This window comes from Ensifer sp. (genome assembly GCF_031989085.1).
Lineage (GTDB): Bacteria > Pseudomonadota > Alphaproteobacteria > Rhizobiales > Rhizobiaceae > Ensifer.
Map to the genome: position 1 here is coordinate 2,192,675 of NZ_DALZXU010000001.1, position 22,636 is coordinate 2,215,310.

Sequence of the window (22,636 nt, forward strand, 5' to 3'; positions counted from 1 at the left end):
CGCACGCGATCGGCGCACGAGCCTAACGCGCGATCCGACAGGAAGTTCAGCCAAGACCTACCGCATGTTTTGCCAAATCGGAATTCGCACCGGCGACAAATCTGGGTATGAGCGTGAAACGGTTGCGCGTCATCGCCAAGACCTGCCTCGTTTCCCGTACCTGTCCGGGGAAAGGCGAGCAAGCCCAAGTCCTTGGGCCGAGGGGTTCCTTGACCCGACCGACGTCAGGTCGCTGGTCTCAGGCACAAGGCCGGAATGAGGGAGATCGGGATGGGGCTTCCGTCAAACCGGCGTTATCGACGTCGAAAGGCTCCACATTCGCCAAGCTCTCCTCATTCCTGTGCCTATCACAGGAATCCAGCAAGCCCAAGTCCTTGGGCTGAAAGACTTTTTGACCTGACCGACGTCAGGTCGCTGGTTTCAGGAACAAGGCCGGAACGAGGGAGATCGGGATGGGGCGCGGTCAAACAGGCGATTGCCGAAGACCTCGGCAGTCGCAGGCCCGGAAGATCGCTCTTCCGGGCCTCGAATTGTTTGCCTGAATGGCTCGAATGTCTGCCCTCACTGAGCGGTTTGCGCCGCCTTTTCGATGAGATCGGCGACAGCCTTCGGATTGGAGACATAGATCGCGTGGCTGCCGGGCACTTCGACGACGGTCGCGCCGGCGCGCTTGGCCATCATTTGCTGGGCCGCCGGCGGGATCATGCGATCGTCGCCCGCAACCAGGTAGTAGCTCGGCTTGACCTTCCATGCCGGCGCGGTGACGGCGCCCGTCAGGGCCGCGACGTTCCAGGGAACCTGGGAATCGGCCATGAAGGCCGCGGTCTCGGCATCGACGTCGGCGGCAAAGGAGGCTGCAAACTTTGCCTTGTCGAGGAAGAGGAAGCCGTCGACCGGCGGCAGGATCGGCGGCACCGGCGCGCCTGCCGGCGGGTTGGCGATCAGCGACGAGACGGACTCACCCTTATCCGGCGCGAAGGCGGCGATGTAGACGACGGACTGGACCTTCTCATCGGTGCCGGCCTCGCTGATGACGACGCCGCCATAGGAATGGCCGACCAATACGACCGGCCCGTCGAGCTTGTCGATCGCCTGTTTGGTGGCCGCGACGTCGGCTGCAAGCGACGTCGTCGTGTTCTGGACGATGCTGACGGTGTAGCCGTCCTTCTTCAGGATGTCATAGACCCCTCTCCATCCGGTGCCATCGGCAAAGGCGCCATGAACGAGGACAACATTCTTTGCCCCCTGTTCGGCAGCGGATGCGGTGGTGCCGGCGGCAAACAGGGCGAGCGAGGCGGCAGCGGCAAGCAGAGATTTCTTCAACATGTGCGCAACTCCTTAATTGATTAGCGCGATATTCTTTATCGCAATAATCATTAAATACGCCTCCGCTCGAACGCTGTCCAGCATTTTCGTTATCGCGATAATGGTTTCCGTGCTAAGGTCATGAAAAGCCGGCAATATAAATTGGAGACGACCATGCCCGAACCCAAACCGCTGCCGCTCGACAGCCAGCTCTGCTTCTCGATCTATTCGACGGCGCTCGCCATCAATCGCGCCTATAAGCCGATGCTCGATGCGCTCGGCGTCACCTACACGCAGTATCTGGCCGTGAGCGCGCTGTGGGAACAGGACGGGCTCAGCATATCGGCGATTGCCGAGCGGCTGGGGCTGGAGCCGAGCACGATTACGCCGGCCGTCAAGCGCCTCGAGACGGCCGGCTTCCTTTCCCGGCGAAGGAGCACAGCCGACGAGCGGCTGGTCGAGGTGTTTCTGACGCAGAAGGGCAAGGAGCTGCACCCCAAGACCGCCTGCCTCACCGATACGCTGCTCGCCCGTTCGGGTTTCACCGTACCGGAAATGGTGGCGCTCAACGAAAAGGTTCAGCGCCTGCGTGACGGCCTTGCCCACGAAGAAAAGCCGAGGCGGCGCGCGGAGGCCTAGATCCGGCAGCCAGCAGATCCGCATCGCCGCTATTCGCGCGGCCCGAACTTGGAAATTTCCTTTGGCGCGCTACACTTTAGAGAAAGATGTTGGACAAGCGCACGCGCAAGCCGGAATAAATCGCGTCATCTGGGAGTCGCGCATGGCATCGGGCAGAAATTCACGCCACTTCCCGCATCATCGAGGCCCGCTATATCGAGGATCGTCGACATGAAACACGCCCTTGCCGCCCTTGCCGTCGTCACGCTGCTGAGCGGCTGCACGACCGGCGTCCAGACCTACGGCTACTCGCCGAACCTCGAGCCCATCCCGGGCAGCATCACCTACGGCGGCCAGCCGCGCACCAAGCTGACCAAGTCGCCGATCGGCAGCATCGTGCCGCACCAGTTCCGCGACCAGTTCGGTCGCCAGGTGTTTGAAACCTATGTCATCCAGCCGGATCGCTCGCTGCGCCTCGTCAGCCGCCGCTGGAGAAACTACGACGTCTTCGGCGACTTCGACTGAGCGTCAGAAGGTGTCGCGTCGACGCCGTTAAACTGCGCGTGTACCCAATCGCGAAGCACGCGGGTCGCGGGCCGCTCGGCCATGCGTGGGCTGTAGACAAGGTCATAGCGGTCGCCGTCCAGCGTCAGCTCGAAAGGCTGGACGAGAATGCCGGAGGCAAGCTCCTGCGCAACGAGCGTCAGGCTCAGGAGCGCGATGCCCTGCCCGGCAACCGCCGCCTGGACGGCATGTATCTCATCGGTAAAGGATAGTCGCGCGCCGGCATCGACATCGGATGCACCCGCGCGCTCCAGCCAATGCCGCCAGACGGGCGCGCGATGATCGTTGCGGCGTGCGGGGCCCCAATCGAAGTGAATGAGCGTTGCCAGTTTGAGATCGGCCAGGCCGGTCGGCGCCAGCCTCGGTGTGCAGACGGGCGCAAAACGATCGGCAAACAATGCCTCGGTAACGAGCCCCGGATAGTGACCGCCGCCTAGCCGGATCGCCGCATCCGCATCCGCCTCGAGGTCGACCGTGCGGTTCGAGGCATCGAGCCGCAGTGTCCATTCGGGATAGGCTTCGCGGAACGAACCGGCAAGCGGCGCAAGCCTTTTGGCGACGAAGGCAACGGTGGAGGTCAGGCGCGCGACCTTGCCCGCCTCCTGGCGGCGCACATCGGCAATCGCCTGCTCGAAACGATCCAGACCATCGCGCAGCACCGGAAACAACGCCTTGCCTGCGGCGGTGAGATGCACCTGCCGTGTCTCACGCTCGAAGAGCTTAACCTCCAGCATCTCCTCAAGCTGCCGGATCTGGTGGCTGACCGCGGTCGCCGAAACGTTCAGCTCCTCGGCCGCATGCTTGAAACTCAGCCGGCGGGCAGCCGCCTCGAAAACCCGCAATGAACCGAGTGGCGGCAATTTCCTCATGACACCCTATACATGAACTGAATTCATCCATCGGCTGAAAAATCGTCTTTTGTCAGCCGCGTTAGGCCACATCATATTGGTCTCAACAGCCAAGGCAATGACGCCAAGCTGAGAAAAACTCAAGCATGAGGCAACACGCCATGTTTCTCGAACAGGTCATCACCAAGCCGGATCCCTATGCGCCGTTTCTGCTGTCGCAGGCGATCAAGGCCAATGGCTTCGTCTTCGTCTCCGGCCAGGCCGCCATCGGCGACGATGGCGAAATCGTCGGCGAGGACGATTTCGACCGCCAGGCCGAGCAGGCCTTCCGTAATCTCGACCGTGTGCTCGTCGCCGCCGGCTCCAGCCTGTCCAAGGTGGTGAAGGTGACGATCTTCCTGCGCTCGATGGAAAACTTCGCAAAGATCGTCGAGCTGCGCCGCAAGTGGTTTTCGGCCCCCTATCCCGCCGACAGCATCATCGAGGTCTCCTCGCTCTATTCGCCGAAGGCGATGATCGAGATCGAGGCGGTCGCGCTCACCGGGGAGCGTTGAGATGACCGTGCACGCCGCAGTCGCCTCGTCGGTGCTATCAGCAACAACACTCAAGGGCCTGGCCTTTGCCAACAGGCTGTCCGTCGCGCCGATGACCCGCATCAGCGCCACCGCCGAGGGCGTGCCGACCGAACGCATGCTGCGCTACTACGAGCGTTTCGCGCGGGGTGGGTTCAGCCTGCTGACCACGGAAGGCATCTACACCGACAAGGCCTATGCGCAGACCTACAAGGGCCAGCCGGGGCTGACCGACCGGCAACAGGCGGAAGGCTGGAAATCGGTCGTCGATGCCGTGCATGCGGCCGGCGGGCGGATCTTCGCCCAGCTGATGCATGGCGGCGCGCTTGCCCAGGGCAATGGCTATCGCGGCGACACGGTCGGCCCGTCTGCCCTTGAGCCGAGAGGCCAGCAGATGGTCTCCTACCACGGCGAGGGTCTCTATGCCGTGCCGCGCGAAATGGACGAGGCGGATATCGCCGAGGCGATCGCAGGCTTCGCCCAGGCGGCGCGGCTTGCAATCGAGGTCGCCGGCTTCGACGGCGTCGAGATCCATGGCGCCAACGGCTATCTGCTCGACCAGTTCTTCACCGATTACACCAACCGGCGGCAGGACCGCTGGGGCGGCGACATCGGCAAGCGGCTCAGCCTCAGCCTCGCGGTACTCGACGCTGTTCGCGCCGCAGTCGGCAACGCGGTACCCGTTGGCCTCAGGCTTTCCCAGGGCAAGGTCAACGATCTCAGGCACAAATGGGCGGAGGGCGAAGAAGGTGCAGCGGTGGTCTTCAAGGCCTTGGCCGAAAGCGCCGCCGACTTCGTGCACCTGACCGAGTTCGAAGCCTGGCAACCGGCCTTTTCGGAGACCGGAAAGTCGCTGGTAGCGCTGGCCCGCCAGCATGCGCCGGATCTGTTCGTCATCGCCAATGGCGGCCTGCACGACATCATCAGGGCCGAACAGGTGCTGGACGCCGGCGCCAACATGATCGCGCTCGGCCGCGGCGCGCTCACCAATCCCGACTGGCCGCGCATCACCGCCGCAAGTGGTGCGCTCCGCCCCCTGGCGCTCGACATGCTGTCGCCGATCAGCGACATCAAGGATAGCGAGCTTGCGTATTGATACGACAAGGACGGCGCCACGCAGGTGACGCCGTCCTTGGGCTCTCGCAATCGAACCGGCCGCTTTGCGTGCCGAAGCATCCCCACCCTCATTCCGGCCCCGTGCCGTAATCCAGCGACCCGACATCTGTCGGGTCAGATAACCTATTTAAACCCAAAGACTTGGGCGGACTTGATTCCTGTGACGTGCTGAGGAACGAGGGACGTTTGGCGCCAACCAAACTTGCCCTTACGTCCCGGAGACGAAACGATAGGCCGCGCCGTTCCGCTCTGCCCGGCCGATACCCGGATAGCTCCAGTGGTAGCCGAGCAGCGTCAGCTTTTCGCTTGCCGCCCGGTCGATCAGCATCTTGCGGGTCTTCAGCGCCAGGTCCGGATCGGTATCAAAGCCGAAGTGCCAGTCCGGGTGTTCGAAGAAGACGATGTTGCTCGTCGCCGCATCGCCTGAGATCACCAGCCCATCGCCACCTTCGAGTTCCAGCGAGATATGGCCGGGGGTGTGGCCGCGCGTGTCGAGCACCTGCATGCCGCTGACAATCTCGTCGCCGGGCTTCACCAGCGTCAGCCGCTCCCTGACCGCGAAGAGATCGCGCTGCGCGCCGCGGGCAAAACCATGCAGCACTTTCGGCATGGCCTTTTCGTAGTCGGGGTTCGTCCAGAACGCCCATTCACGCTCCGAGACGAAATACTGCGCATTGGGAAAGGTGAGCTTGCCATCTGTCCCGATCGTGCCGCCTGCATGATCCGGATGCACATGCGTGAAGACCACCTTGGTCACGTCGGCCGGATCGATGCCGGCCGTTGCCAGATTGGCCGCAAGCTTGCCCGCACTTGCCTGGAAATTGCCGCCAGATCCGTTGTCGACGACGATCAGGTCGCTGCCGGTGCGGATGAACGGAATGTTGGTGTGGAAGGGCGCACCTTCCGGCGTGCCGCCGAGCCGACGCATGATGCCGTCGCGTTCTTCAGGTGCTGCGTCCGGCAAGACGATGCCGACCGGCAATGTCAGGAAGCCGTCGCTGACGACGGCGATATCGAACTTGCCATGGTTGAACCGGTGGATGTCGGCGGCATAGACGCCCTTCGGCAGCAGCGGCAGGGCAGCGCCCGCCGCCGAGCCGGCGAGAAAGGTACGGCGGTCGAGGCTCGAGGTCTTGTCGTCGGTGCGGGTCATGGGATCGGTTCCTTCTGTTTTCGAGGAAAAGCATACGGCCAGTGGCGCTTGCGGCGGCACCGGCCGAAAAGGGTCAAGACCGGGCGAATTCGAGCAGGTCGGCGTTGAGCTGATCCTTATGGGTGTCGGTGATGCCATGCGGCGCGCCGGGATAGACCTTGAGGATCGCGCTCGGCACCAGCTGCTTCGAGGCACGGGCCGCCGCATCGATCGGCACGATCTGGTCGTCGTCGCCATGGATGATCAGCGTCGGCACGTCGAACCGCTTCAGGTCCTCGGTAAAATCGGTCTGCGAGAAGGCGACGATGGAATCGTAGGTGTTCTTGTGCCCGCCCATCATGCCCTGCAGCCAGAAACTGTCGATCATGCCCTGCGAGGTCGTGGCACCGGGCCGGTTGAAACCGAAGAACGGGCCGGAGGCGATATCGCGATAGAGCTTGGACCGATCCTTGAGGCTCGCCGCCTGCAGCCCGTCGAACACGTCCTTCGGCAGGCCGCCGGGGTTCTTGTCGGTCTTCACCATAAGCGGCGGCACCGCCGAGATCAGCCCGGCCTTGGCCACACGGCCCGTGCCATGCCGGCCGATATAGCGGGTGATTTCGCCGCCGCCGGTGGAGAATCCGGCAAGGAAAATGTCGTTCAGGTCGAGCGCATTGATGAGGTCGGCGAGATCGTCGGCATAGTGATCCATGTCGTTGCCGTCCCAGGGCTGGGAGGAGCGACCATGGCCGCGGCGGTCATGGGTGATGACGCGAAAGCCGTTATTGGCGAGGTGGAAGGCCTGCGCCTCCCAGCTGTCCGACGAAAGCGGCCAGCCGTGGCTGAGCACGACCACCGGGCCATCCTTCGAACCCCAGTCCTTGTAGTAGATCTCGACGCCATCGCGCGTGGTGATGCGGCTGCCCATGGTGGTTGCTCCCGGTGTCTGGGTTGTGTTGTTGGTTTCGGCCTGCGCCGGACGAATGACGGCCGGGGCGGCAGCGGCGGTGGCTGCAGCGCCAAAGGCTGCCGAAAGAACGGTGCGGCGCGAAAGGCCGGTGGAGACTGCTGCGGAAGTTGCGGAAACGGCCTGTGCTTCAATCATTGTCCTGCCCTCTTTGATCTTGGTTGCTCGGCTCACTCCGTTCCGGAGCGCTGGTTGAATTGATAGAACGACCGTCCTAACCTCTCGACCGGCAAAGCTGACAACGATGGGGGCAAAAGTGACAAAGCCGCTTGAAAGCGAACCGGCGGAGATCGGGATCGTCGTCTATCCGCGTGCGCTGAAGTCGGCCGTCCACGGGCTGACCGACATGTTCCAGGTGGCTTGCATGCAGGCAAGCGAACAGGGTGGTGCCAACGCGCCGCGCATCCGCATCAGCCACTGGCAGCTACAGGAGGATGGCTCCGTCACCAGGACCCTCGACACCCACCCCGGCCCCTCCTCCGGTCTCGTCGCGCTGATCCTGCCGCCGACGCTCGCCGAGTTGCCCGTTGGCGGGCGCATGGGCCAGCTGCCCGCCTTCGTGCGCGAAAAACATGCCGCCGGCACCACCATCTGCTCCGTGTGCGGCGGTGCCTATCTGCTGGCGGAGTCGGGGCTTGCAGCCGGCCGCACCATCACCACCCACTGGTCGCATCAGGATCTGATCGCCGACCGTTACCCCGACGTGCGCATCGACACCGACAAGCTGCTGATCGACGAGGGCGACATCCTCACCGCCGGCGGCATGATGGCCTGGATCGACCTGGGGCTGAAACTCGTGGACCGGTTTCTCGGAACGGACGTGATGCTGGCAACCGCCCGCTTCATGATTATCGATCCCGGCGCCCGCGAACAGAGCTACTACAGCGTTTTTGCGCCCAAGCTCGACCATGGCGACAGCATCATCCTGAAGATCCAGCACTGGCTGCACGGCGCCAGCACCAAGGGCGTGACGCTGCAAACGATGGCCGATCGCGCCGGCCTCGGCGAGCGCACGTTCCTCAGGCGCTTTCAGAAGGCGACCGGCCTCAACCCCACCGAATATTGCCAGCGGCTGAGAATCGCCAAGTCGCGCGATCTTCTCGAGCGCTCGCACATGTCGATCGAGCAGGTCGCCTGGCAAAGCGGGTATGACGACACCAACGCCTATCGCAAGATCTTCCGCAAGATTCTCGGCCTCTCGCCGCGCGAGTATCGCCAGCGCTTCTTCGTGTCGGACAGCGCCCGCCGTCCGGCCACGGCAGAGCTTGCCGGCGCCCTGCCCGCCTGAGGGTTGCGGCGGGCTCGCAGATAACGGCGCCTCAGTCGACGCCTGGCTTTCGCCCCAGGATCTGCCGCACGCCGCTCCTGGAAAAGGGTTGAACCAGTTGGCCGAGCAGGCTGCGCGACACCTTGCCGGTGATACCGATGTCGGTCGACGACGGTCGATCAGGGTTGAAGTAGGTGCCGAATACGTGATCCCACAGCACGATGTTCTCACCGTAGTTGCTGTTTCCCTCCGCAAGATCCTTCGAATGGTGCCAGCGGTGCAGCCGCGGCGTCGAGAAGATCCAGTCGAGCGGGCCGGTGCGCATCTCGACATTGCAGTGCGTCAGCAGGCCGGCAAAGGCAGTCGTCGCACCAACCCACAGAAAGACCTGCAATGGAGCGCCCAGCAGATAGAGTGGCAATTGGCTGAGCGTCACCTTCAGCAGGGAATCGACGACGTGGAAGCGCCCGGTATTGAGCACCCAGAGCCGGCTGACGCTGTGATGCAGCGCATGGAAGCGCCAGAGCTCCAGCCGCTCATGTGCCAGCCGGTGCGCCGAGTAGAGCCCGAACTCGGCGATGACGAGGCCCAAAACGACCTGGGACAGCATCGACCAATGTTGCGGCCAGATATGCGGCTGCGATCCGAAGAATGGCTGGGCGAAAACGGCGACCAGCATCGGAAAAGATGCGCCGAACGCGGCTGCGATCTGCACAACACCTTTTGTCAGCAACGTGTGGCCGAGATTGTTGAACGTTTCGCCATCGGCTGTAAGCCATGTCGGCTCGTAGGGCATGATGCGTTCAAAAACAGCGATGATCGCGGCCACCGAGACATAGACGACGTTGAACCAGAGCACCGGCGTGGATGTGGCGAAAGCAAGCCCGGTCGAGGCCAGTCCGCCGAAGAAGAGCGCCGGCCATAACAGGATCGAAGCCAGGTAACGCAATTGCGTGGAAGTTTTTCCTTGAACAGGTTTCATGTGCTTACTCGAAGAATTATTGTTGAAAATCATAGAGGCTGACGGAGCGTGCCGTGCGAAAGGCTCAAGCCCGCGCCTCATCGTCAGTACCGATCGGTAGGCTCGTCGCAGTCGTTGGCATCGCCGTTGTTGAAGCCGCGATCCCGGCAGTGCACCGGGCGATGCTGGACGAAATGCTGCTCAAGCGCGAAGCGATCGTCGCCACGCAAGTCCAGGCGGCCGTGCTCGATCGGGGATGATATCCCGATGATGTGACAGGCCAGAAAACCGATGTTGAGAAGACACATGAGCTGTCGCCAATCCTCGCCGTTGCGATCGTGGTGACAGACTTCGCTGATTTCATTACAGCAGCATTGCACTCAGGCGATGCCGTCGGTTTAACCCGCGCCGCTTGCCGTCGACCCGGGCTGCCCTTTGCGAGCATCGGCATAGCCGATGCCGTTCACCTTGAAGCTTGCCAGGCAAGGAATAGTTGGACCGCAGCGCTCCGCGGATTGTTGGCCGAGCAGACCGCAGCTGCAGGCCTCGCCGAGTGTTGCAGAACATGGCGCCCTGCCGTCCAGGGAGCAGAGGTGCGCCCACTTTCAGGAACGGCAACGTCAGGCTTTACACTTGACGCAGCGACGAACGCCTGCCCCCGCGCCTAGATCCAGCGATCGTTTGCAGCCGTGCGCTCTCCGCCTGCGTTGCCCGTGTTCAATACGCCACGTGGCTCGATCAGCAACAGTCGCACCTCACGCTCCGCATATGGCTTATGCTCGACGCCGCGGGGCACGACGAACATCTCCCCCGGCCCCAGGCGCACGAAACCGTCGCGAAAATCGATGCGCAGGATGCCGTCGATGACGATGAAGGTTTCATCGGTCTCAGGGTGATCGTGCCAGACAAAGTCGCCTTCGATGCGCACCAGCTTGAACTGGTAGTCGTTCATCTCGGCAACCACGCGCGGCTGCCAGAGGTCGTCAATCAGATCCAGCTTCTGGGAAAAGTTGATCGGCATGCGCTCTGGCGTCTCGGTGCTGTTCGTCATGGCTATCCTCGTGTTGGTCGAGCGACATTATGGACGGGGTCTGCGGCCCGATATTGAATGATCGTGCGGGCGTCCGGAAGCGATTTAGGCCCGATCGAACGCCACCCGCCGGAAGCAGGCGACTAATTCCGTATTGCCCGATGCAGTAACTACTGTATCTTGTTTCGCTTCGGCACTGGCTATGGACGTCCATGAAGGAGGTTCGAATGCAAGATCTCCCGCATAACTCGGGCAGGCAGTTGAGTCCGGATGACATCGAAATGCTGCAGCGGGTGTTCGACGCCACCTGCTTTGCGGCGCGCGTCCCACGCCGCGGCGAACGCGCCAACCGCCTCGCCAAGTTCATCATGGATGAATTTCGCATTGGCAATGGCAGCGAACGCGCGCTGCTCGAATGCGCGCTGTGGCGCGAACGTCGCCGCCTGCCTCCACGAACACCGGAGGCAGAGACCGTCGACATCTGGGTCGCCAGACCTGGGCAGAGGGGCCAACAGCCTCGCTGAAGGCCTTCACAAAAAAATGCGGCCTCTCCGTGGACAATCGAGACCGCATTCAAGCTGATGTGTAATGGCCTATTGTATGCCTGTCGCAACGATCGGACCACAATCCTGCCGTGTTGCCTGTGGCGATATTTGACCTATGGGAACATTCCGTCGCGCCTGATCAGCATCGCCTGTGCCGGCGGCGATTTCCGGACGCGGAAAAGCCGGCGGGGTTGCGACGCAACCCCGCCCCCACATCGCCATCCGTGTAAAACCGCACCTTTGATGATGGCTGACGATGGCGCTACAGACCGCCGTCGTGCTCGACACCTGGCGTGCCTGAGCACGGAATTTTCAGCACCATGGAACCACCCGTCACGCTGAGAATTTAGCCTTCAGAACGGGAGGTTCATCATGTTTGCATCAGATACGAAAGGACAGATCGGTCGGGTCGTCAAAAACTGGAACACGCGATACGACCTGGAAGAATTCATCGCCGCTTCCGGCCTGCCGCCGCTTGAGGCGCGCGAAATCTTCGCGAAACACGGGCCGTACAAGGCCGACCTCGATCATTTGATACCAGCGCGCAGGCACCGGCCGGCGGTGTCGAAATAGCCCTGCGCAACAGACGTGGGAGGCTCAGGTGCAACATCGCTCCAGCCACTTTGATTGCGCATTCAGCCCGGCCGAGATCGCCATGCTCCAACGGGTTCTCAACACGGCCTGCCTGGCCGCGGGAATGCCGCGCAGCGACTATCGCGCTGACCGTCTGGCGAAATTCATCATCGGCGAATTTCGCTCCGGCATACGCGCCGAGGCGGCGCTTTGCGAGCGAGCCTTGTGGTTCGAGCGTCGAAGCGCGCCGTGGTCGTCAGCGCGCGACCATTGACGTCCAGGGCCGGCGACGCACAGGGCGGGCCACGGGCTGGGCAGCATGGAGGCCATGTGATCGATCGCGGTCATGCCAGTATCGCGACGCGCAAAAGCGGCCGGGGTTGCAAAGCAACCCCGGCCGTACCTATCCTATTGTATGCTCATAGCCTTTCGGCCTATCAAGGGAAAAATCCGCTGCCTCGAGATCAACAGTCGGGGCGCGGTTCCGGCTCGCGGCAACGGCCAGGGAACCCTGCGGGATTGGTTCGCTCACTCAGGACATGTTATAAACGCTCATGACCCAAACAGAAGAAGACCTCGAGCTTTCGGAATTGTCCGGTGAGTTTACCGACGACGACGTCATCGTCCATATCCGCATTTCCCGCCCCATGGGCTCCAACCTCGATTGGACGCTGGAAGTGATCGACGAGGAGGGATACTCCACCGTCTGGGAAGATTCCTTCCCCACCGATCGCGAAGCCTATGAGGAATTTCTTGCCACGATCGAGCGCGACGGCATCCAGACATTCACCGAACACCCGGTGCAGACGCTTCACTGACGATCCGATTTTGTCGGGGCGATCCTGTGCGGATGGCGGCTTCGCCGTTCGAGGATCGCATCATCCCCCTCTGCCGACGATGGCGAACGCGACGCGCCTCAGCGCCTCGGCGAAGCTGACGCCGAGCGCCATGGCAGCAATCCCGGTGACGCCGAGGGCGCCGATGCCCATCAGCTTCCAGCGCCTGACGTCGTCGGTCACCGACTTCACTTCCGCGAAATCTCCCCCAAGCGTCGCGACCGTCGCCTCGAGATCGCCGACACGGTCCACCAGCTGATCCATCCGCTGATGAACGCTAGCGCGGCTGCTCGTGGCCTTGTCCTCGGCACGCAGCGCGCCTTCCTCGATACGGCGGATCGATTCCTGCAATCCGCGCATGCCCGCGACCAGCTCGCCGAGCTGGCGGTGGACGCCGACATCAATCTCAACCGGAGACATCGTGATGATCTCCGTGCCTGACACAGTCTCGGTTGGTCCAGACGTTTGCGGCACACAGGCCGACGACGGTGCGATCGATCTTGCGCTGATCTGCAGCCGTCGTCCCACGCGCGCCGACGAGATCGGTACCGACGACGCTTCTAAGGCCCGTGACATTTTTGGGTGCGGAAGTCCCACAGCCCGCCAGCATCAATGCAAGAATCGTAAGCGAGGCGCTTTTCCCGGGCCCGGTTCGCAGCTTCATTGTTCTGCCTTTCGATGGTGTGAAGGACCGACCGGGCGCCATCGGCCCGGATCTCGAGCACGGCCCAGCTGATGGCGGCAATCAGCAGCGCTGCGCACGTCAATTTCAGCCAGGCGCTCATGCCGGATCGAGCCGCCTGCGCAGGAAAAGAACGGCACCGATGAGAAATGCTGCGGCAATGATGCCGGCAAATGCCCACTGCAGCGGGCCATTTCCCGTAAACGCAAAGCCGAGGGACGAGAGAATGCCGGCAAGCCACGAGATATTCTCCTTGCTGACAACGTCGACTGGCGTCGGCACGGCGATAACCGTATTGGACGACACGAATTCGCCCTTTGCCCAAAGCCCGGCTTCGGCCGAGCGCCGGTTGACCAGCCCCTTGATGCGCTTGCCGCCGGCATGGACCCATTTCATCAGCTCGATCGGCACCGCCTCGTAATCGCCGGCGTTCAACTTTTTCAGCAGGGTCGACTTGTGCAGCCTGCCGGTGTTGAAGTCGAAGGAAACAAGCGCTGCGAACTGGTTGTCGCTCAACGGCACCGTGACCAGGCGCGACACGCGCTCTTCAAAGACGGCAAGGTCCGTCCTCAGGATCTCTTCCGCCTGAGACGCGGCGATTGCCATTCCGGGCTCGACCGCCGGTTTGCCCGCAGCACTGGTATGGCCATAGCCGATGGTCCAGATGCCGCCGACATCCCGATAGGCCTTCGTCTTCAGGCCCTCCCACTGCTTGACGAGCGAAAGGCCCGTCGCATTGATGCGTCGGTTCATGTTCATGTCGTTTATCCTGTTTAGGTTGGGAACCAGAGGGAACGATGATGCGTTGCTGGGGCGTAACGGCCCTGTCGAGACCGACAGGCATAGACGCAAGCAGTTCAATGCCCTCCAGCCTTTGTGCATCCGCACGGATGCGCGTGGCGGTCGGCGATCAAAGGGGGAATTACGCTATGGTGGACGCCGCATTCGTGAAGATGACCGCTCTCGCCATCGTGCTCATCAGCTGTGTCGTTATGGTACAGCCTTACTGACAGGCGTAGATGCCGTGACAGACGTCACGAGACGGAAGGCGGTTTCGGGGGAGACAGGGACGCGAGCAAGCTCTTGAGGCTCTCGTTATCTGCGAGCAATGCTTTTTCGCCACGATCGTCACTGCACCTCGAGCGCAGGCTGCGAAGAAAGACGGCGACGTCGTAGAGTTCGCCGATCTCGACCCGCACCTGAGCTTCGATTGTCGCGTAGATTTCTTCCAGTTCTGCCGCGCCGGCATCGCTGCCGGCGCCGGAAAGCGCCGAGGCCTTCATCTTGAAATCATCGAGCAGGCCATGGAACTCGTTGGCATCGCGTCCAGCCTTGGCTTCCAGGCTTGCAATCAGCATTTCAAGGATATCCAGGTGTCGGCGCTCGACCGATTGCAGATCGAAGGCCACGCGGAGATCCTTGCGGGTGCGCTCGCCCTTGCGCAAATGCGCCTTGAGGCGAACGCCATTCTCGGCGCAGCGCCTCATGATTTCACCGATCGAGAGTTGCCCCTCCACGAGCCGGTCAAGCAGGGGACGAATGAGCGAAGGCGGAGATGTGACATTGAGCGCGGCCGAGTAGAGCGCCAGGTCGATCGAAGCATCCGGCATAAGCTCCCTCCGCCTCATCTGGGGCCTCGTGAAGCGACAGTACCAGTATCCCGGATGTCTGGCCGCGATTTCAGCCCCAATGCTTTCCTGTTGGTTAAATCGAACCATTGAGCGCCGGCGGCGCCTAGCGGAACGCGCCGACCAAAACGACGGTTCGGACCGGACCGGCAAACGCCGCCGTTTCAACGGATCAGAACTTGTGCGAGGTCAGATTTGCGCCGCGCCGGCCCACATGACGTCGATCTGGGCATCTCCCAAACCGATCGCAGTGCCAACGATCGCAATCAGCGGATCCGTCCGGCTAAATGTGGTCGCATATTCCCATTCGATTTCTGCTGTCTCTTTCTGCTGTCCGGCCGGCATGGCACGGAGCGCCTGGGTCACCTCGGCCGGCGTGTGTCCAGCCGCGAGCAGGCCAAGACGAAACTGCCGGGCCGTCAAACGAGGCATTTTCGCCCGAAGCTCCTCGGCTGTCGGCGGCACATGCACCCATTCGCCGAGAATGTAATGATGGTCGGCCGATGGCTTCAGCGCCACCTCGATCGTACCCTCACGATAGGAAGCGAGAATGTCATCCGTTGGTTTTGTGTTCGTCTGCCAATATCCATCGACGGGATTGTAGAAGCCTTTTCCCTCATCCATCGTCCTAGTTCCTCGCCTCGAATACATTTAACGTCGCGCTGAATGAGTAATACCAGCCAGGCGGCACAAGACCGAACGTCGAGAAATCGTTTCCGCCACTATAGCCTGCATAATGCGCTGAAGTTGCCGTCGCGGCAGTTGGACCGTAAAGGATCGCAATGCCGTTGTTGCCACCACTCGCCGATATCGGGAGCCAGCGCCCTGTTGTGTTTTGATAGACAGTGCCGCCGATCCGGGACGCGCCAATCCATGTCCCTGCCCAGCCCGACCAGTTCGACAAGGTCGCCGCGCTGCCGGCCGAATTCGCGTAGTTCACATTGAAGTTGGAAGGGTTGTAGACATACATTTCCTGGCCGTCGTTACCACCCCAGAGCCAACTTGGCTGGCCGCCCTGACCGGACCAATGGAAATTGATAGGCGCGCCCCCAACACGCCGTGGATAAGACCGACCATCGGCTGTAATCTTGCTGTCGAGTACATTGGATAAATAATTTCCGTACATCGGCATGTATATATTGCCATCGTTTTGAAATAAGGCACTACTTCCGAGACGTATATTACCACCCCATTGTATTTCCGACGATGCACCTCCAATGTAAAGATCTCTATACCAAGATCCCGCGGAATTAAACGTGCTAATTATTACAGCATCATTGGCTTGATCATGACGAACCATACCGCGAGTAGTCCCCGCGATCGTGCGAAATTGAAGCACCCTGTCAGAGTTATTATCAATGTATTCGGCCGTCGACTTAAGTGAACCAGCGCCTACTTGACCCGCGAATGAGCCACTGGCAGCGGAGAGCGCCCCATTCGCGGCAAATGTTGCTGCGGTGAGAGAAAGAGTACCCAATCCGTTTCCAACAGCGCCCCCCGATGCGATGAGGCGCACGTCAAAGTCGTTGACCGTTCCAGCAGAATGGAAATCTATGAAGGGACTGTTGATAACGTCAGGCTTCCCAATTTCAAGCGCGGAGTTTCCTGAGGAGGAATAGAGATACACAGGGCCAGAAAATATCTTGCTCGACATGGTTCCGGGCAGGCGCGCGTCGGCCACCGTGCCTGTCGTGAAGTTGGAAGCGTTATTCGCCCCGAAAGTTGAACGTGCCGTCGCAGCATCCCCGTCGTCCAACACCGTTTTCATGAAATCAGATACGCCTAGAGTACTAAGGGCAGAAGACGAATTGCCGTCGTCAAGCAACGTGCGCGCGAAAGGCGTGAGCGCCGTCGTGGCATAAACATCGGCCGCCGTCGTATAGATCATCTGATCAGCAGACGTGACAAGGCCGGAGATCGATTGCAAGCCGGCATCGTAGGCTTGCACGTTCGTGCCGACCTCGACGCCAAGTGCTGCTCGCGCGCCGCTGGCTGATGTCGCCCCCGTACCGCCGGCTGTCACCGGCCTCGGAGCGTTGGCATCGGCTGCAAGGTCGTCGATCAGCGTGTTGTAGGGGACGCTCTGGATGGTTGCGTTCGGCACGCCTTTGGTGCCGGCGGGGGGCGAATAGACGCCGCCTGTTCTGGGCATGGCTTTTCTCCATAGAAGCACCCCATGCTCGGGGTTTCCAAGTCGTCGAATGGTGATGAGAGGTTTTCGCGGGCGAGCATTCGTCGGTCGCGCGGGCGCCGAGCGACATGCCCCTGGCGATGCGCTGCAAGCGCCAGCCTGGTTTTGCTTGCGGATGAAAGCCCCCGGCCCCATCGGGCCAGGGATAGTCGACGCCACTTCAGACGCGTCGCGCCGGCTCCCTCGCGGGTAGCGCTGCAACATGCAAGCAGTCGCGAGGGCACCGCCCTGGATCTTGCCCGGCCTTGACATCGACCGCGCGGACAAGCGGACGTTAGCCGCGTGTCGAAGCCCGTTGTCGCGACCGCCCCGGTTCCTGGGCCGCGAATGTGGACCCTAACGCCTTTTTCGTCCGGCGGAAAACAGCCGACCATAGTCGACGCGGCGCATGCCGTCCGGATCGCGGCTGACGACGTCGGGGCGGGTTTTTTCCACTTCCTGCGCCATCACGCCAATGTGCTTGTCGCTGTGCTGGGGCTCGCCCTTGTACCGGTATTCGTAGAGCGAATGCCCCTCGAGTTTGCCAACCTGCTTGATGTCCTTCTTGAGACGACGATCGGAAGGCTTCGGCAAAGCACCAAGAATGTTGCCAAGAAGGCTGCTGATGCCTTCGCGCTTCTGGTTGTGGGCAGCGACCCGGTTCTGATAGTCCTGTTGTACCAGCCCGGCATAGTTCACCGGTTCGATCCTCTGCCCCTGGGTTGGCACGAAGTTGGGGCTGCTCACCTGCGCCCCGGAAAGAAGGCTGGAGATTTCGTTGATCGGCTGATTGCGCTGTGCGTACATCTCGTTGAGATATTGCGCCCGTGCCGCGTTCTGGGCCGCGACCTGCGCCTGCTGTGCGTTGTAGGTCTGGTCTTTCAGCGCATTGTTGGCGGCCGTCGCCGATTGGCCGTTCTGGTGCATTTGCTGCTGCGCGTCATTGCTGAACCCGGCCGCCGCCAACGCCTGATTGAAGTTCTGCTGTTGGGCGGCGTTCATCGCCTGCTGTTGTGCCTGGTTCTGGGCAAAAAGCTGTGCCTGTGCGGCATTCGCCTGCTGCATGCTGTTGGCGTTCTGGGTGTATTGCTGGTTCTGCGCCTGGTTGGCGAACTGGCCGCTCGTCAGCGCCTGGTTATAGGACTGCTGCTGCGCGTTGTTCTGGAATCCGGCCGCGTCGCGCGCCAGCCCCACGAGCCTGGATTGCTCCTGCCCGGCATTGAGGATGGCGCCGAAGCGAGCATCGTTTGCCTGACGGCTCGCCTGGTCGACCGCCCGATTGTAGGCTTCCGATCCCGGCTGCAGGCCCTGGTTGGCCAGTTGCGTTTCCAGCGCCGCCCGATCCCGGTCGAGTTGCGGGTTCATCCGCGCCATCAGCGCATCCTCGTAGCGCCTGGTGTCGAAGTTGGTCTCATAGGAGCGGGTGATATCGCCGGCATTGCCGAGCGATGTCTGGATGGCGCCGGAATTGCCGACAGCCTTCTGGATGTCGCCGGCGCCCGCAATCGCGTTCTGAGTGGTTCCGGTGTTGCCGAGGCTCGTCTGCAGGTTCGGTCCGCCGCCATGTTGCGCATAGCTCGGCAGATTGATGGCGGCAGGGTTGCCCGCCGCCGGCGCGCCGGAAAGGTCGATCGGCCTGCCGAGCAGGTCGTTCAGTCGTCCCGACTGGGTGTTGGCGAGTGTCGCAAGGTTTTTTTCGGCGGCATCCGTCTGATCCTTGATCGCCTGTTGCGCCGCGGACAGTGTCTGCGTCGCCGTCCAGATCGGCAGATCATAGTTTGCGCCGTTCATCGGATCGGTCCATTTGCGGGTGCCGGTCTGCGAATAGGTCAGGCTCCCGTCGGGTGTCACCTGGTTGATGTTGCTCAAGGTACCGTTTGCAACGGCCGTTCCGATGTTTGTCGAGGTTTGCGCCGCCGCGGTTTCGCGCGGATCCGGCGGTTTTGGTGCTTTGGACTTGCCCATGTTACCTACCCTTGGCCATGTTGATTAGCTTTGCGATCTTGGCTGGCGCCGGTTGATTGCATGCGCCCGCCAGTCATCGTCCGTGAGTGTGAAGAGGATTTCCGCCTCGTCGCGCCCGCGCAGGCGCGGGATGCGGTGGCTGTCAAAGCCGAAGCGGTTCGCGATCGCGATCATGCCGGCGTTGCGCTCGGAAACACGCAGCACGAGCATCTGGCATCCGACCTCATTTAGCGGATAGCCGAACATCGCTTTCAGCACCGGCCGCGTCAGCCAGCGCTTGCTGGTTGCCGCGGCAGAAAGCTCGATGACATCGGCCTCCGGCGCATAATTGTGAAAAACCACGCCGGCGATCAGCCTGTCGGCCTCCGTCACCCCCATCGTGGTGAAGTCGGCAAAGCCACGTTCGCATCCGTCGATGTGGCAGGCGACGAAGTCGGCAATCGCCCGGTTCGTTTCCGGGTTGCCGGCGCCACCCCAGATGATGGTCATGTGCTCGCCTCGCCTGCTGCCACCTGCAATGTCGACAGGTCCACCTCAAGGTCGAGCTTCGCCGGCCCGCCGGAGGTTATGACGCAGCCGACGGCAAGCATGTCGCCGCCCGCGCGCACGTTCTGTCGAAAACTGTAGCGCTGCTGCTGCGACACGCCATCCCAAACGCCGACATCCCAGCGCCCGACGTCCCACTCCGAAGACTTCGCGTCGCCAGATGTCACGGCGGTAAAACTCGGTATCGCCTTGTCGAAATCCGCTCGGGCAAAGAGACGGACCTTGGGCTCGGATTTTGCCCGGAAATACATGTGCGCCATTGTCACTGTCGTGCGCTGGCCAAATCGGCTGGCAGGCGCAAATTGCGAAAGATAGGCCGCCGTGAAGCTCAACCCGTCGTCCGTACCCGTGGTATCGCCCTGCCAGCAAAAACCGTTGAGCGAACCGTAGAAGAGCCCGCCTTGCAGCGTCTCGTAACAGCTCGCCTGCCAGTTGCTGATGGTCGACCAGCGGCCGCTCAGGACATTGAGCACGAAGGTCGTGTCGCTGACCACGGCATTGGCGGGAAAGGCGACGAAGACAAGGTTCTGCTCGGGCCATTGCTTCATCACCCAGCCAGCACCCGTTGCGTTTGCCGCCCTTCGCCAGTCATCCTCGATCGGTCGCGACACCGACACCTGGCTCAGTGCCTGCCGGTCGCGCTGGAACACCTGCGAGATCGGCGTCAGGCCATCGGTGGTGGCAATGAGAATGTCGCCGCCGGCCCTGATCCAGGCATTCCTGCCGAGCGGCCGGCCGATCTGGTAGACGCCCTTCAGGCCGAAGTTGTTGGCGTCGCTGGGGTCGGACCCGGCATAGACCGCCACCTCGCCCTCGCTCGAGACGAACACGCAGAGATCGGAGAGACCGTCACCGCTCTCGAGCGACCAGGAAAAACCCGTGAGAAGCGAGCCGCCCTTTTTCATCACTCCGCCGAGCGGAAACACCGCCGCCGCTCCGCCGATCGAATTGACCGGGAGGTAGTAGGCGTCGAGCGTCGCGTTCTTCAGCAGAAACTGCCGGTTCTTGAACAACCATCCGTAGTTCAGCTGTGCAGCCGTCGTCGCATCGGTAAAGGTGATCGCCGGCGTCGTCGCCCATGTGCTGCCGTTGTAGACCCGACGCTGGTCGGTACCGTTGAGGCAGATCAGGAAGGAGTTGCCGGCGTTGGTATGCTGGAAGGTGCACCAGTCGCCGCTTGTCAGGCCGCCCGTTGCCGCCGCGGTCGTCGCCGGCGGCGGTGCCGGCGAGGTCATGTCGTAGATCGCGGTGGCCGTTGCCATGAACAGCTTCTCGACCGCGCCATATTTGTATTTGAAGGCGCTGCGGATCGTTCCTCCGTCGGCTGCCCGCCCACGCTTCTGCGAGCCGCCACGGATGCGGCAGCCTACCAGCGTCGGCAGGAAGTTACGCAAAACGGTCGCCGAACCCGGTTGTTGCGCGGCCATGTCAGCCGTCGTCACCAGGCCGTTCTTCGGCGCCGGAAAGGTGATCGGCTGCGAGGTCTGCTGGCGCCCTATCGCGACCGCCCCACGGTTGCTCTGCCCGGTGCGACCGGGCCGGATATCCATTCTCATGATGCCCCCCGGTCGGCGTTGATTTCCTGGATCAGGTCGGCCTCGAATTCGGCGAGGCTGTCGTCATAGGCCAGTCCCTTCTGGCGCTTCCATCGCCAGAGGATGCCCTTGGCCAGCAGCCGCTCGGCAAAGAGCGGCCGATCGTCGTCGGCTTTCAGCGTATCGCGCTGCTCGAAAGGGTCGCCGAGCACCCAGTTCTTCGACACATAGTCGATAATGGTACCCGGGCCTGCGGACGCTGGTGACAGCAGGAGCAGGTCATCCCTGATGAAGAAGTAGGGTTGGGGCTGAGGTTGAGCCTGGGCTGCGGCTGAAACGACGGCCCACTGCGAGCCGTTGGTGATCGGCCGGAAGAAGTCGCCGGCGGCCGTGCGGATCGCTCCGCCCGGTGCCAGGCGCTGGAAATCCGCCGGCAGCTTTTGCGGCAAGGCAATCACCAGATGCTGCTTCAGCATGCGCTGCCAGTCGCCACGCCGCGAGATCTCCTCGCCCGCTTCCTGCGCCAGCGCCACCATCGTCTGGGCGTTCGGATCGTTCGATCCGTAGACGCTGTCGAACTGGTCGAGTGAAACGATGTCGCAAACCTCGTTGATCGCGGTAATCAGGGTCATGGCGTTGCACCTCCGACCGTCATTTGTGCATCGCCCCAGCGGGCGCGTTCGTCGCCAATCTTGAGGCCCGATAGCGCCATGAGCTTCAGCTCCTTTGCCGCGCCCGCCTTGCCGGCGTCGCGCTCCCACACGGCGATTTCCTCGACGAGTGCATAGAGATAGACGTCGGCCGCCTTCTCCAGGAGCCAGTTGGTCGGGTTGGCCGGCGAGAGCGGCGGGATCTTGCGATAATAGGTCATCGTCAGCCCATGGTCGCCGGCAGGGCGAACCGTGATGCGGTTGCCGACGATGGCATAGCCATGCGGCGGCCCTGCCCCGTCCCCGCCTTGAGCATTGATGGCAAGCTGCTGCAGCGCGACGGCGCGGATTGGCAAGCCACTTGCCGAAAGCACCTGTCGCGCCTCGATGAAATCTGCCGGCAACGGCGCTTCGCCGTCGACGACGGCGATGATCGCCTTATGCTCCATCTCGCTCACCCGCAGCACGCGATTGAGCTTCAGCTCGGCAAGGCCAAGGAACCGTGGAAAGAGATGGGCGACATCGTTGCGCCCGCTGTATTCGCCCGCGTCGACGAGCAGGGAAGCATGGTCGGATATTGTCATAGCTGTCCGTCCTTCGTGCGCCAGGCACGGTTGTCGCCGTCGTTGAGAAAGCGTTTGACGAACCGGTCGTCACCTTGGGAATGCGCGGCGACAAGGCCGGAGGAATGCGCGACATTGAGCGGGATGGAGGCAACGCGATGCCAATCGCCGCGCCAGGCCTTTTCAGCGCTGTTGCGCACGCCCTGGTTTTCGCTGATCAGATTGTCGACGGGATAGTCGACGCGAAACACGTCCTTCTCCCCGTCGAAGTGATGCCAGACGCACCGGCCGCTTGCCATGTCGTGGTCATGGAGCGTCCACGCCCCGTCACGGATCACCATGGGTCATTCCCCCGGCAGCGGGTCGGCGCGCACGGCCTTGCCCGCGGCGATCAGCAGCTTGGCTTCCTCCAGGCCAAGCGGCACCACCGTACCCGCATCCGTGCGTTCGCCTTCCTGGAACCAGACGTCATAGACCAGACGAACCGGCACCAGTTTCTTTGTTTCGGACATCAGAATTCTCCATGAAAAATGGCGGCCCCGAAGAACCGCCTTGCCAAGATT

30 protein-coding genes are annotated in these 22,636 nt (G+C 62.1%); 10 read left to right on the top strand and 20 right to left on the bottom strand.

The features are described 5' to 3' along the window. Positions 1 to 561: 561 nt before the first annotated feature. Positions 562 to 1,326, bottom strand: a complete 765-nt coding sequence (locus RTP54_RS10650; RefSeq protein WP_312362480.1) for an alpha/beta hydrolase — start codon at positions 1,324 to 1,326, stop codon at positions 562 to 564. A gap of 153 nt (positions 1,327 to 1,479) precedes the next feature. On the opposite strand from RTP54_RS10650, the gene RTP54_RS10655 reads away from it, so the two are divergent. Further along, complete coding sequence (locus RTP54_RS10655; protein WP_112811130.1) at positions 1,480 to 1,944, top strand: MarR family winged helix-turn-helix transcriptional regulator; 465 nt, start codon at positions 1,480 to 1,482, stop codon at positions 1,942 to 1,944. 210 nt (positions 1,945 to 2,154) lie between these two features. Beyond that, positions 2,155 to 2,448, top strand: a complete 294-nt coding sequence (locus RTP54_RS10660; protein ID WP_112811098.1) for a hypothetical protein — start codon at positions 2,155 to 2,157, stop codon at positions 2,446 to 2,448. On the opposite strand, the gene RTP54_RS10665 is transcribed toward RTP54_RS10660, so the two are convergent. Next, a complete protein-coding gene (locus RTP54_RS10665; RefSeq protein ID WP_312362481.1) occupies positions 2,421 to 3,356 on the bottom strand; it encodes a LysR substrate-binding domain-containing protein in 936 nt (311 codons plus the stop codon). The two genes, RTP54_RS10660 and RTP54_RS10665, sit on opposite strands and share 28 nt — an antisense overlap. 140 nt (positions 3,357 to 3,496) lie before the next feature. Here RTP54_RS10665 and RTP54_RS10670 point away from each other — a divergent pair, with 140 nt between their 5' ends. Both RTP54_RS10670 and RTP54_RS10675 read left to right on the top strand, forming a co-directional pair. Then, on the top strand, positions 3,497 to 3,889 hold the full coding sequence (locus tag RTP54_RS10670; protein WP_112811100.1) for a RidA family protein: 393 nt from the start codon (positions 3,497 to 3,499) through the stop codon (positions 3,887 to 3,889). Position 3,890: 1 nt separating this feature from the next. Beyond that, entirely contained in the window at positions 3,891 to 5,003 is a 1,113-nt protein-coding gene (locus tag RTP54_RS10675) for an NADH:flavin oxidoreductase (RefSeq protein ID WP_312362484.1), read from the top strand. Positions 5,004 to 5,231: 228 nt separating this feature from the next. On the opposite strand, the gene RTP54_RS10680 is transcribed toward RTP54_RS10675, so the two are convergent. Continuing rightward, positions 5,232 to 6,176, bottom strand: a complete 945-nt coding sequence (locus RTP54_RS10680; protein WP_312362486.1) for an MBL fold metallo-hydrolase — start codon at positions 6,174 to 6,176, stop codon at positions 5,232 to 5,234. A gap of 73 nt (positions 6,177 to 6,249) precedes the next feature. Then, the gene (locus RTP54_RS10685; protein WP_312362487.1) at positions 6,250 to 7,260 is read right to left on the bottom strand and encodes an alpha/beta hydrolase; all 1,011 of its coding nucleotides are present in this window, start codon (positions 7,258 to 7,260) and stop codon (positions 6,250 to 6,252) included. A gap of 118 nt (positions 7,261 to 7,378) precedes the next feature. On the opposite strand from RTP54_RS10685, the gene RTP54_RS10690 reads away from it, so the two are divergent. Then, entirely contained in the window at positions 7,379 to 8,410 is a 1,032-nt protein-coding gene (locus RTP54_RS10690; RefSeq protein ID WP_312362488.1) for a helix-turn-helix domain-containing protein, read from the top strand. A gap of 31 nt (positions 8,411 to 8,441) precedes the next feature. On the opposite strand, the gene RTP54_RS10695 is transcribed toward RTP54_RS10690, so the two are convergent. Continuing rightward, positions 8,442 to 9,371: a sterol desaturase family protein gene (locus RTP54_RS10695; protein WP_312362490.1), complete on the bottom strand. Its 930-nt coding sequence runs from the start codon at positions 9,369 to 9,371 to the stop codon at positions 8,442 to 8,444. A gap of 53 nt (positions 9,372 to 9,424) precedes the next feature. Here RTP54_RS10695 and RTP54_RS10700 point away from each other — a divergent pair, with 53 nt between their 5' ends. Further along, a complete protein-coding gene (locus RTP54_RS10700) occupies positions 9,425 to 9,610 on the top strand; it encodes a hypothetical protein (protein ID WP_162704191.1) in 186 nt (61 codons plus the stop codon). Between the two features lie 404 nt (positions 9,611 to 10,014). On the opposite strand, the gene RTP54_RS10705 is transcribed toward RTP54_RS10700, so the two are convergent. Further along, positions 10,015 to 10,401, bottom strand: a complete 387-nt coding sequence (locus tag RTP54_RS10705; protein WP_312362491.1) for a cupin domain-containing protein — start codon at positions 10,399 to 10,401, stop codon at positions 10,015 to 10,017. 206 nt (positions 10,402 to 10,607) lie between these two features. Between RTP54_RS10705 and RTP54_RS10710 the strand changes: the two genes are divergently transcribed. The 4 genes from RTP54_RS10710 (at position 10,608) to RTP54_RS10725 (ending at position 12,316) form a co-directional block, all read left to right on the top strand. Then, the gene (locus tag RTP54_RS10710; RefSeq protein ID WP_112833570.1) at positions 10,608 to 10,904 is read left to right on the top strand and encodes a hypothetical protein; all 297 of its coding nucleotides are present in this window, start codon (positions 10,608 to 10,610) and stop codon (positions 10,902 to 10,904) included. A gap of 393 nt (positions 10,905 to 11,297) precedes the next feature. Further along, a complete protein-coding gene (locus RTP54_RS10715) occupies positions 11,298 to 11,498 on the top strand; it encodes a hypothetical protein (RefSeq protein WP_312362493.1) in 201 nt (66 codons plus the stop codon). A gap of 28 nt (positions 11,499 to 11,526) precedes the next feature. Continuing rightward, positions 11,527 to 11,772 (top strand): hypothetical protein, encoded by a 246-nt coding sequence (locus tag RTP54_RS10720; RefSeq protein ID WP_312362495.1) that lies wholly within the window; start codon positions 11,527 to 11,529, stop codon positions 11,770 to 11,772. 280 nt (positions 11,773 to 12,052) lie between these two features. After that, positions 12,053 to 12,316 carry a hypothetical protein gene (locus RTP54_RS10725; RefSeq protein WP_312362496.1) on the top strand — a complete coding sequence of 88 codons (264 nt, stop codon included), beginning with the start codon at positions 12,053 to 12,055 and terminating at the stop codon, positions 12,314 to 12,316. Positions 12,317 to 12,376: 60 nt separating this feature from the next. Here the strand turns inward: RTP54_RS10725 and RTP54_RS10730 are convergent, their stop codons facing one another. The 14 genes from RTP54_RS10730 to RTP54_RS10795 all read right to left on the bottom strand — a co-directional run bounded on the left by RTP54_RS10730 (position 12,377) and on the right by RTP54_RS10795 (position 22,585). Further along, positions 12,377 to 12,754 carry a DUF1515 family protein gene (locus RTP54_RS10730; protein ID WP_112815701.1) on the bottom strand — a complete coding sequence of 126 codons (378 nt, stop codon included), beginning with the start codon at positions 12,752 to 12,754 and terminating at the stop codon, positions 12,377 to 12,379. Further along, the gene (locus RTP54_RS10735) at positions 12,741 to 12,998 is read right to left on the bottom strand and encodes a hypothetical protein (RefSeq protein WP_312362499.1); all 258 of its coding nucleotides are present in this window, start codon (positions 12,996 to 12,998) and stop codon (positions 12,741 to 12,743) included. The genes RTP54_RS10730 and RTP54_RS10735 overlap by 14 nt, the downstream gene beginning before the upstream one ends. Then, entirely contained in the window at positions 12,895 to 13,119 is a 225-nt protein-coding gene (locus RTP54_RS10740) for a hypothetical protein (RefSeq protein ID WP_112815703.1), read from the bottom strand. Before RTP54_RS10740 ends, RTP54_RS10735 begins: the two co-directional genes overlap by 104 nt. Continuing rightward, complete coding sequence (locus tag RTP54_RS10745; RefSeq protein ID WP_409517121.1) at positions 13,116 to 13,769, bottom strand: lysozyme; 654 nt, start codon at positions 13,767 to 13,769, stop codon at positions 13,116 to 13,118. Before RTP54_RS10745 ends, RTP54_RS10740 begins: the two co-directional genes overlap by 4 nt. A gap of 281 nt (positions 13,770 to 14,050) precedes the next feature. Further along, positions 14,051 to 14,626: a hypothetical protein gene (locus RTP54_RS10750; RefSeq protein WP_312362503.1), complete on the bottom strand. Its 576-nt coding sequence runs from the start codon at positions 14,624 to 14,626 to the stop codon at positions 14,051 to 14,053. Positions 14,627 to 14,833: 207 nt separating this feature from the next. Next, positions 14,834 to 15,268 carry a hypothetical protein gene (locus tag RTP54_RS10755; protein ID WP_312362504.1) on the bottom strand — a complete coding sequence of 145 codons (435 nt, stop codon included), beginning with the start codon at positions 15,266 to 15,268 and terminating at the stop codon, positions 14,834 to 14,836. A 4-nt stretch (positions 15,269 to 15,272) separates the two neighbouring features. Beyond that, positions 15,273 to 16,796: a hypothetical protein gene (locus RTP54_RS10760; RefSeq protein WP_312362506.1), complete on the bottom strand. Its 1,524-nt coding sequence runs from the start codon at positions 16,794 to 16,796 to the stop codon at positions 15,273 to 15,275. A 375-nt stretch (positions 16,797 to 17,171) separates the two neighbouring features. Beyond that, on the bottom strand, positions 17,172 to 18,779 hold the full coding sequence (locus tag RTP54_RS10765) for a tail fiber domain-containing protein (protein WP_312362507.1): 1,608 nt from the start codon (positions 18,777 to 18,779) through the stop codon (positions 17,172 to 17,174). Between the two features lie 24 nt (positions 18,780 to 18,803). Beyond that, positions 18,804 to 19,268, bottom strand: a complete 465-nt coding sequence (locus RTP54_RS10770) for a GNAT family protein (RefSeq protein ID WP_312362508.1) — start codon at positions 19,266 to 19,268, stop codon at positions 18,804 to 18,806. After that, positions 19,265 to 20,875: a hypothetical protein gene (locus RTP54_RS10775; RefSeq protein ID WP_409517122.1), complete on the bottom strand. Its 1,611-nt coding sequence runs from the start codon at positions 20,873 to 20,875 to the stop codon at positions 19,265 to 19,267. Before RTP54_RS10775 ends, RTP54_RS10770 begins: the two co-directional genes overlap by 4 nt. A gap of 2 nt (positions 20,876 to 20,877) precedes the next feature. Further along, positions 20,878 to 21,492, bottom strand: a complete 615-nt coding sequence (locus RTP54_RS10780; RefSeq protein WP_312362511.1) for a hypothetical protein — start codon at positions 21,490 to 21,492, stop codon at positions 20,878 to 20,880. Next, the gene (locus tag RTP54_RS10785; protein WP_312362513.1) at positions 21,489 to 22,094 is read right to left on the bottom strand and encodes a hypothetical protein; all 606 of its coding nucleotides are present in this window, start codon (positions 22,092 to 22,094) and stop codon (positions 21,489 to 21,491) included. The genes RTP54_RS10780 and RTP54_RS10785 overlap by 4 nt, the downstream gene beginning before the upstream one ends. Continuing rightward, positions 22,091 to 22,414 carry a hypothetical protein gene (locus RTP54_RS10790; RefSeq protein ID WP_312362515.1) on the bottom strand — a complete coding sequence of 108 codons (324 nt, stop codon included), beginning with the start codon at positions 22,412 to 22,414 and terminating at the stop codon, positions 22,091 to 22,093. Before RTP54_RS10790 ends, RTP54_RS10785 begins: the two co-directional genes overlap by 4 nt. Before the next feature lie 3 nt (positions 22,415 to 22,417). Further along, positions 22,418 to 22,585 (bottom strand): hypothetical protein, encoded by a 168-nt coding sequence (locus tag RTP54_RS10795; RefSeq protein ID WP_312362517.1) that lies wholly within the window; start codon positions 22,583 to 22,585, stop codon positions 22,418 to 22,420. Positions 22,586 to 22,636 lie beyond the last annotated feature (51 nt).

What these genes read in the sequence shown, in the direction of transcription:
- RTP54_RS10650 (WP_312362480.1), bottom strand. Translation starts at nt 1,326, where the DNA reads ATGTTGAAGAAATCTCTGCTTGCCGCTGCCGCCTCGCTCGCCCTGTTT.
- RTP54_RS10655 (WP_112811130.1), top strand. Translation starts at nt 1,480, where the DNA reads ATGCCCGAACCCAAACCGCTGCCGCTCGACAGCCAGCTCTGCTTCTCG.
- RTP54_RS10660 (WP_112811098.1), top strand. Translation starts at nt 2,155, where the DNA reads ATGAAACACGCCCTTGCCGCCCTTGCCGTCGTCACGCTGCTGAGCGGC.
- RTP54_RS10665 (WP_312362481.1), bottom strand. Translation starts at nt 3,356, where the DNA reads ATGAGGAAATTGCCGCCACTCGGTTCATTGCGGGTTTTCGAGGCGGCT.
- RTP54_RS10670 (WP_112811100.1), top strand. Translation starts at nt 3,497, where the DNA reads ATGTTTCTCGAACAGGTCATCACCAAGCCGGATCCCTATGCGCCGTTT.
- RTP54_RS10675 (WP_312362484.1), top strand. Translation starts at nt 3,891, where the DNA reads ATGACCGTGCACGCCGCAGTCGCCTCGTCGGTGCTATCAGCAACAACA.
- RTP54_RS10680 (WP_312362486.1), bottom strand. Translation starts at nt 6,176, where the DNA reads ATGACCCGCACCGACGACAAGACCTCGAGCCTCGACCGCCGTACCTTT.
- RTP54_RS10685 (WP_312362487.1), bottom strand. Translation starts at nt 7,260, where the DNA reads ATGATTGAAGCACAGGCCGTTTCCGCAACTTCCGCAGCAGTCTCCACC.
- RTP54_RS10695 (WP_312362490.1), bottom strand. Translation starts at nt 9,371, where the DNA reads ATGAAACCTGTTCAAGGAAAAACTTCCACGCAATTGCGTTACCTGGCT.
- RTP54_RS10705 (WP_312362491.1), bottom strand. Translation starts at nt 10,401, where the DNA reads ATGACGAACAGCACCGAGACGCCAGAGCGCATGCCGATCAACTTTTCC.
- RTP54_RS10710 (WP_112833570.1), top strand. Translation starts at nt 10,608, where the DNA reads ATGCAAGATCTCCCGCATAACTCGGGCAGGCAGTTGAGTCCGGATGAC.
- RTP54_RS10715 (WP_312362493.1), top strand. Translation starts at nt 11,298, where the DNA reads ATGTTTGCATCAGATACGAAAGGACAGATCGGTCGGGTCGTCAAAAAC.
- RTP54_RS10725 (WP_312362496.1), top strand. Translation starts at nt 12,053, where the DNA reads ATGACCCAAACAGAAGAAGACCTCGAGCTTTCGGAATTGTCCGGTGAG.
- RTP54_RS10730 (WP_112815701.1), bottom strand. Translation starts at nt 12,754, where the DNA reads ATGTCTCCGGTTGAGATTGATGTCGGCGTCCACCGCCAGCTCGGCGAG.
- RTP54_RS10735 (WP_312362499.1), bottom strand. Translation starts at nt 12,998, where the DNA reads ATGAAGCTGCGAACCGGGCCCGGGAAAAGCGCCTCGCTTACGATTCTT.
- RTP54_RS10740 (WP_112815703.1), bottom strand. Translation starts at nt 13,119, where the DNA reads ATGAGCGCCTGGCTGAAATTGACGTGCGCAGCGCTGCTGATTGCCGCC.
- RTP54_RS10745 (WP_409517121.1), bottom strand. Translation starts at nt 13,769, where the DNA reads ATGAACCGACGCATCAATGCGACGGGCCTTTCGCTCGTCAAGCAGTGG.
- RTP54_RS10750 (WP_312362503.1), bottom strand. Translation starts at nt 14,626, where the DNA reads ATGCCGGATGCTTCGATCGACCTGGCGCTCTACTCGGCCGCGCTCAAT.
- RTP54_RS10755 (WP_312362504.1), bottom strand. Translation starts at nt 15,268, where the DNA reads ATGGATGAGGGAAAAGGCTTCTACAATCCCGTCGATGGATATTGGCAG.
- RTP54_RS10760 (WP_312362506.1), bottom strand. Translation starts at nt 16,796, where the DNA reads ATGCCCAGAACAGGCGGCGTCTATTCGCCCCCCGCCGGCACCAAAGGC.
- RTP54_RS10765 (WP_312362507.1), bottom strand. Translation starts at nt 18,779, where the DNA reads ATGGGCAAGTCCAAAGCACCAAAACCGCCGGATCCGCGCGAAACCGCG.
- RTP54_RS10770 (WP_312362508.1), bottom strand. Translation starts at nt 19,268, where the DNA reads ATGACCATCATCTGGGGTGGCGCCGGCAACCCGGAAACGAACCGGGCG.
- RTP54_RS10775 (WP_409517122.1), bottom strand. Translation starts at nt 20,875, where the DNA reads ATGGATATCCGGCCCGGTCGCACCGGGCAGAGCAACCGTGGGGCGGTC.
- RTP54_RS10780 (WP_312362511.1), bottom strand. Translation starts at nt 21,492, where the DNA reads ATGACCCTGATTACCGCGATCAACGAGGTTTGCGACATCGTTTCACTC.
- RTP54_RS10785 (WP_312362513.1), bottom strand. Translation starts at nt 22,094, where the DNA reads ATGACAATATCCGACCATGCTTCCCTGCTCGTCGACGCGGGCGAATAC.
- RTP54_RS10790 (WP_312362515.1), bottom strand. Translation starts at nt 22,414, where the DNA reads ATGGTGATCCGTGACGGGGCGTGGACGCTCCATGACCACGACATGGCA.
- RTP54_RS10795 (WP_312362517.1), bottom strand. Translation starts at nt 22,585, where the DNA reads ATGTCCGAAACAAAGAAACTGGTGCCGGTTCGTCTGGTCTATGACGTC.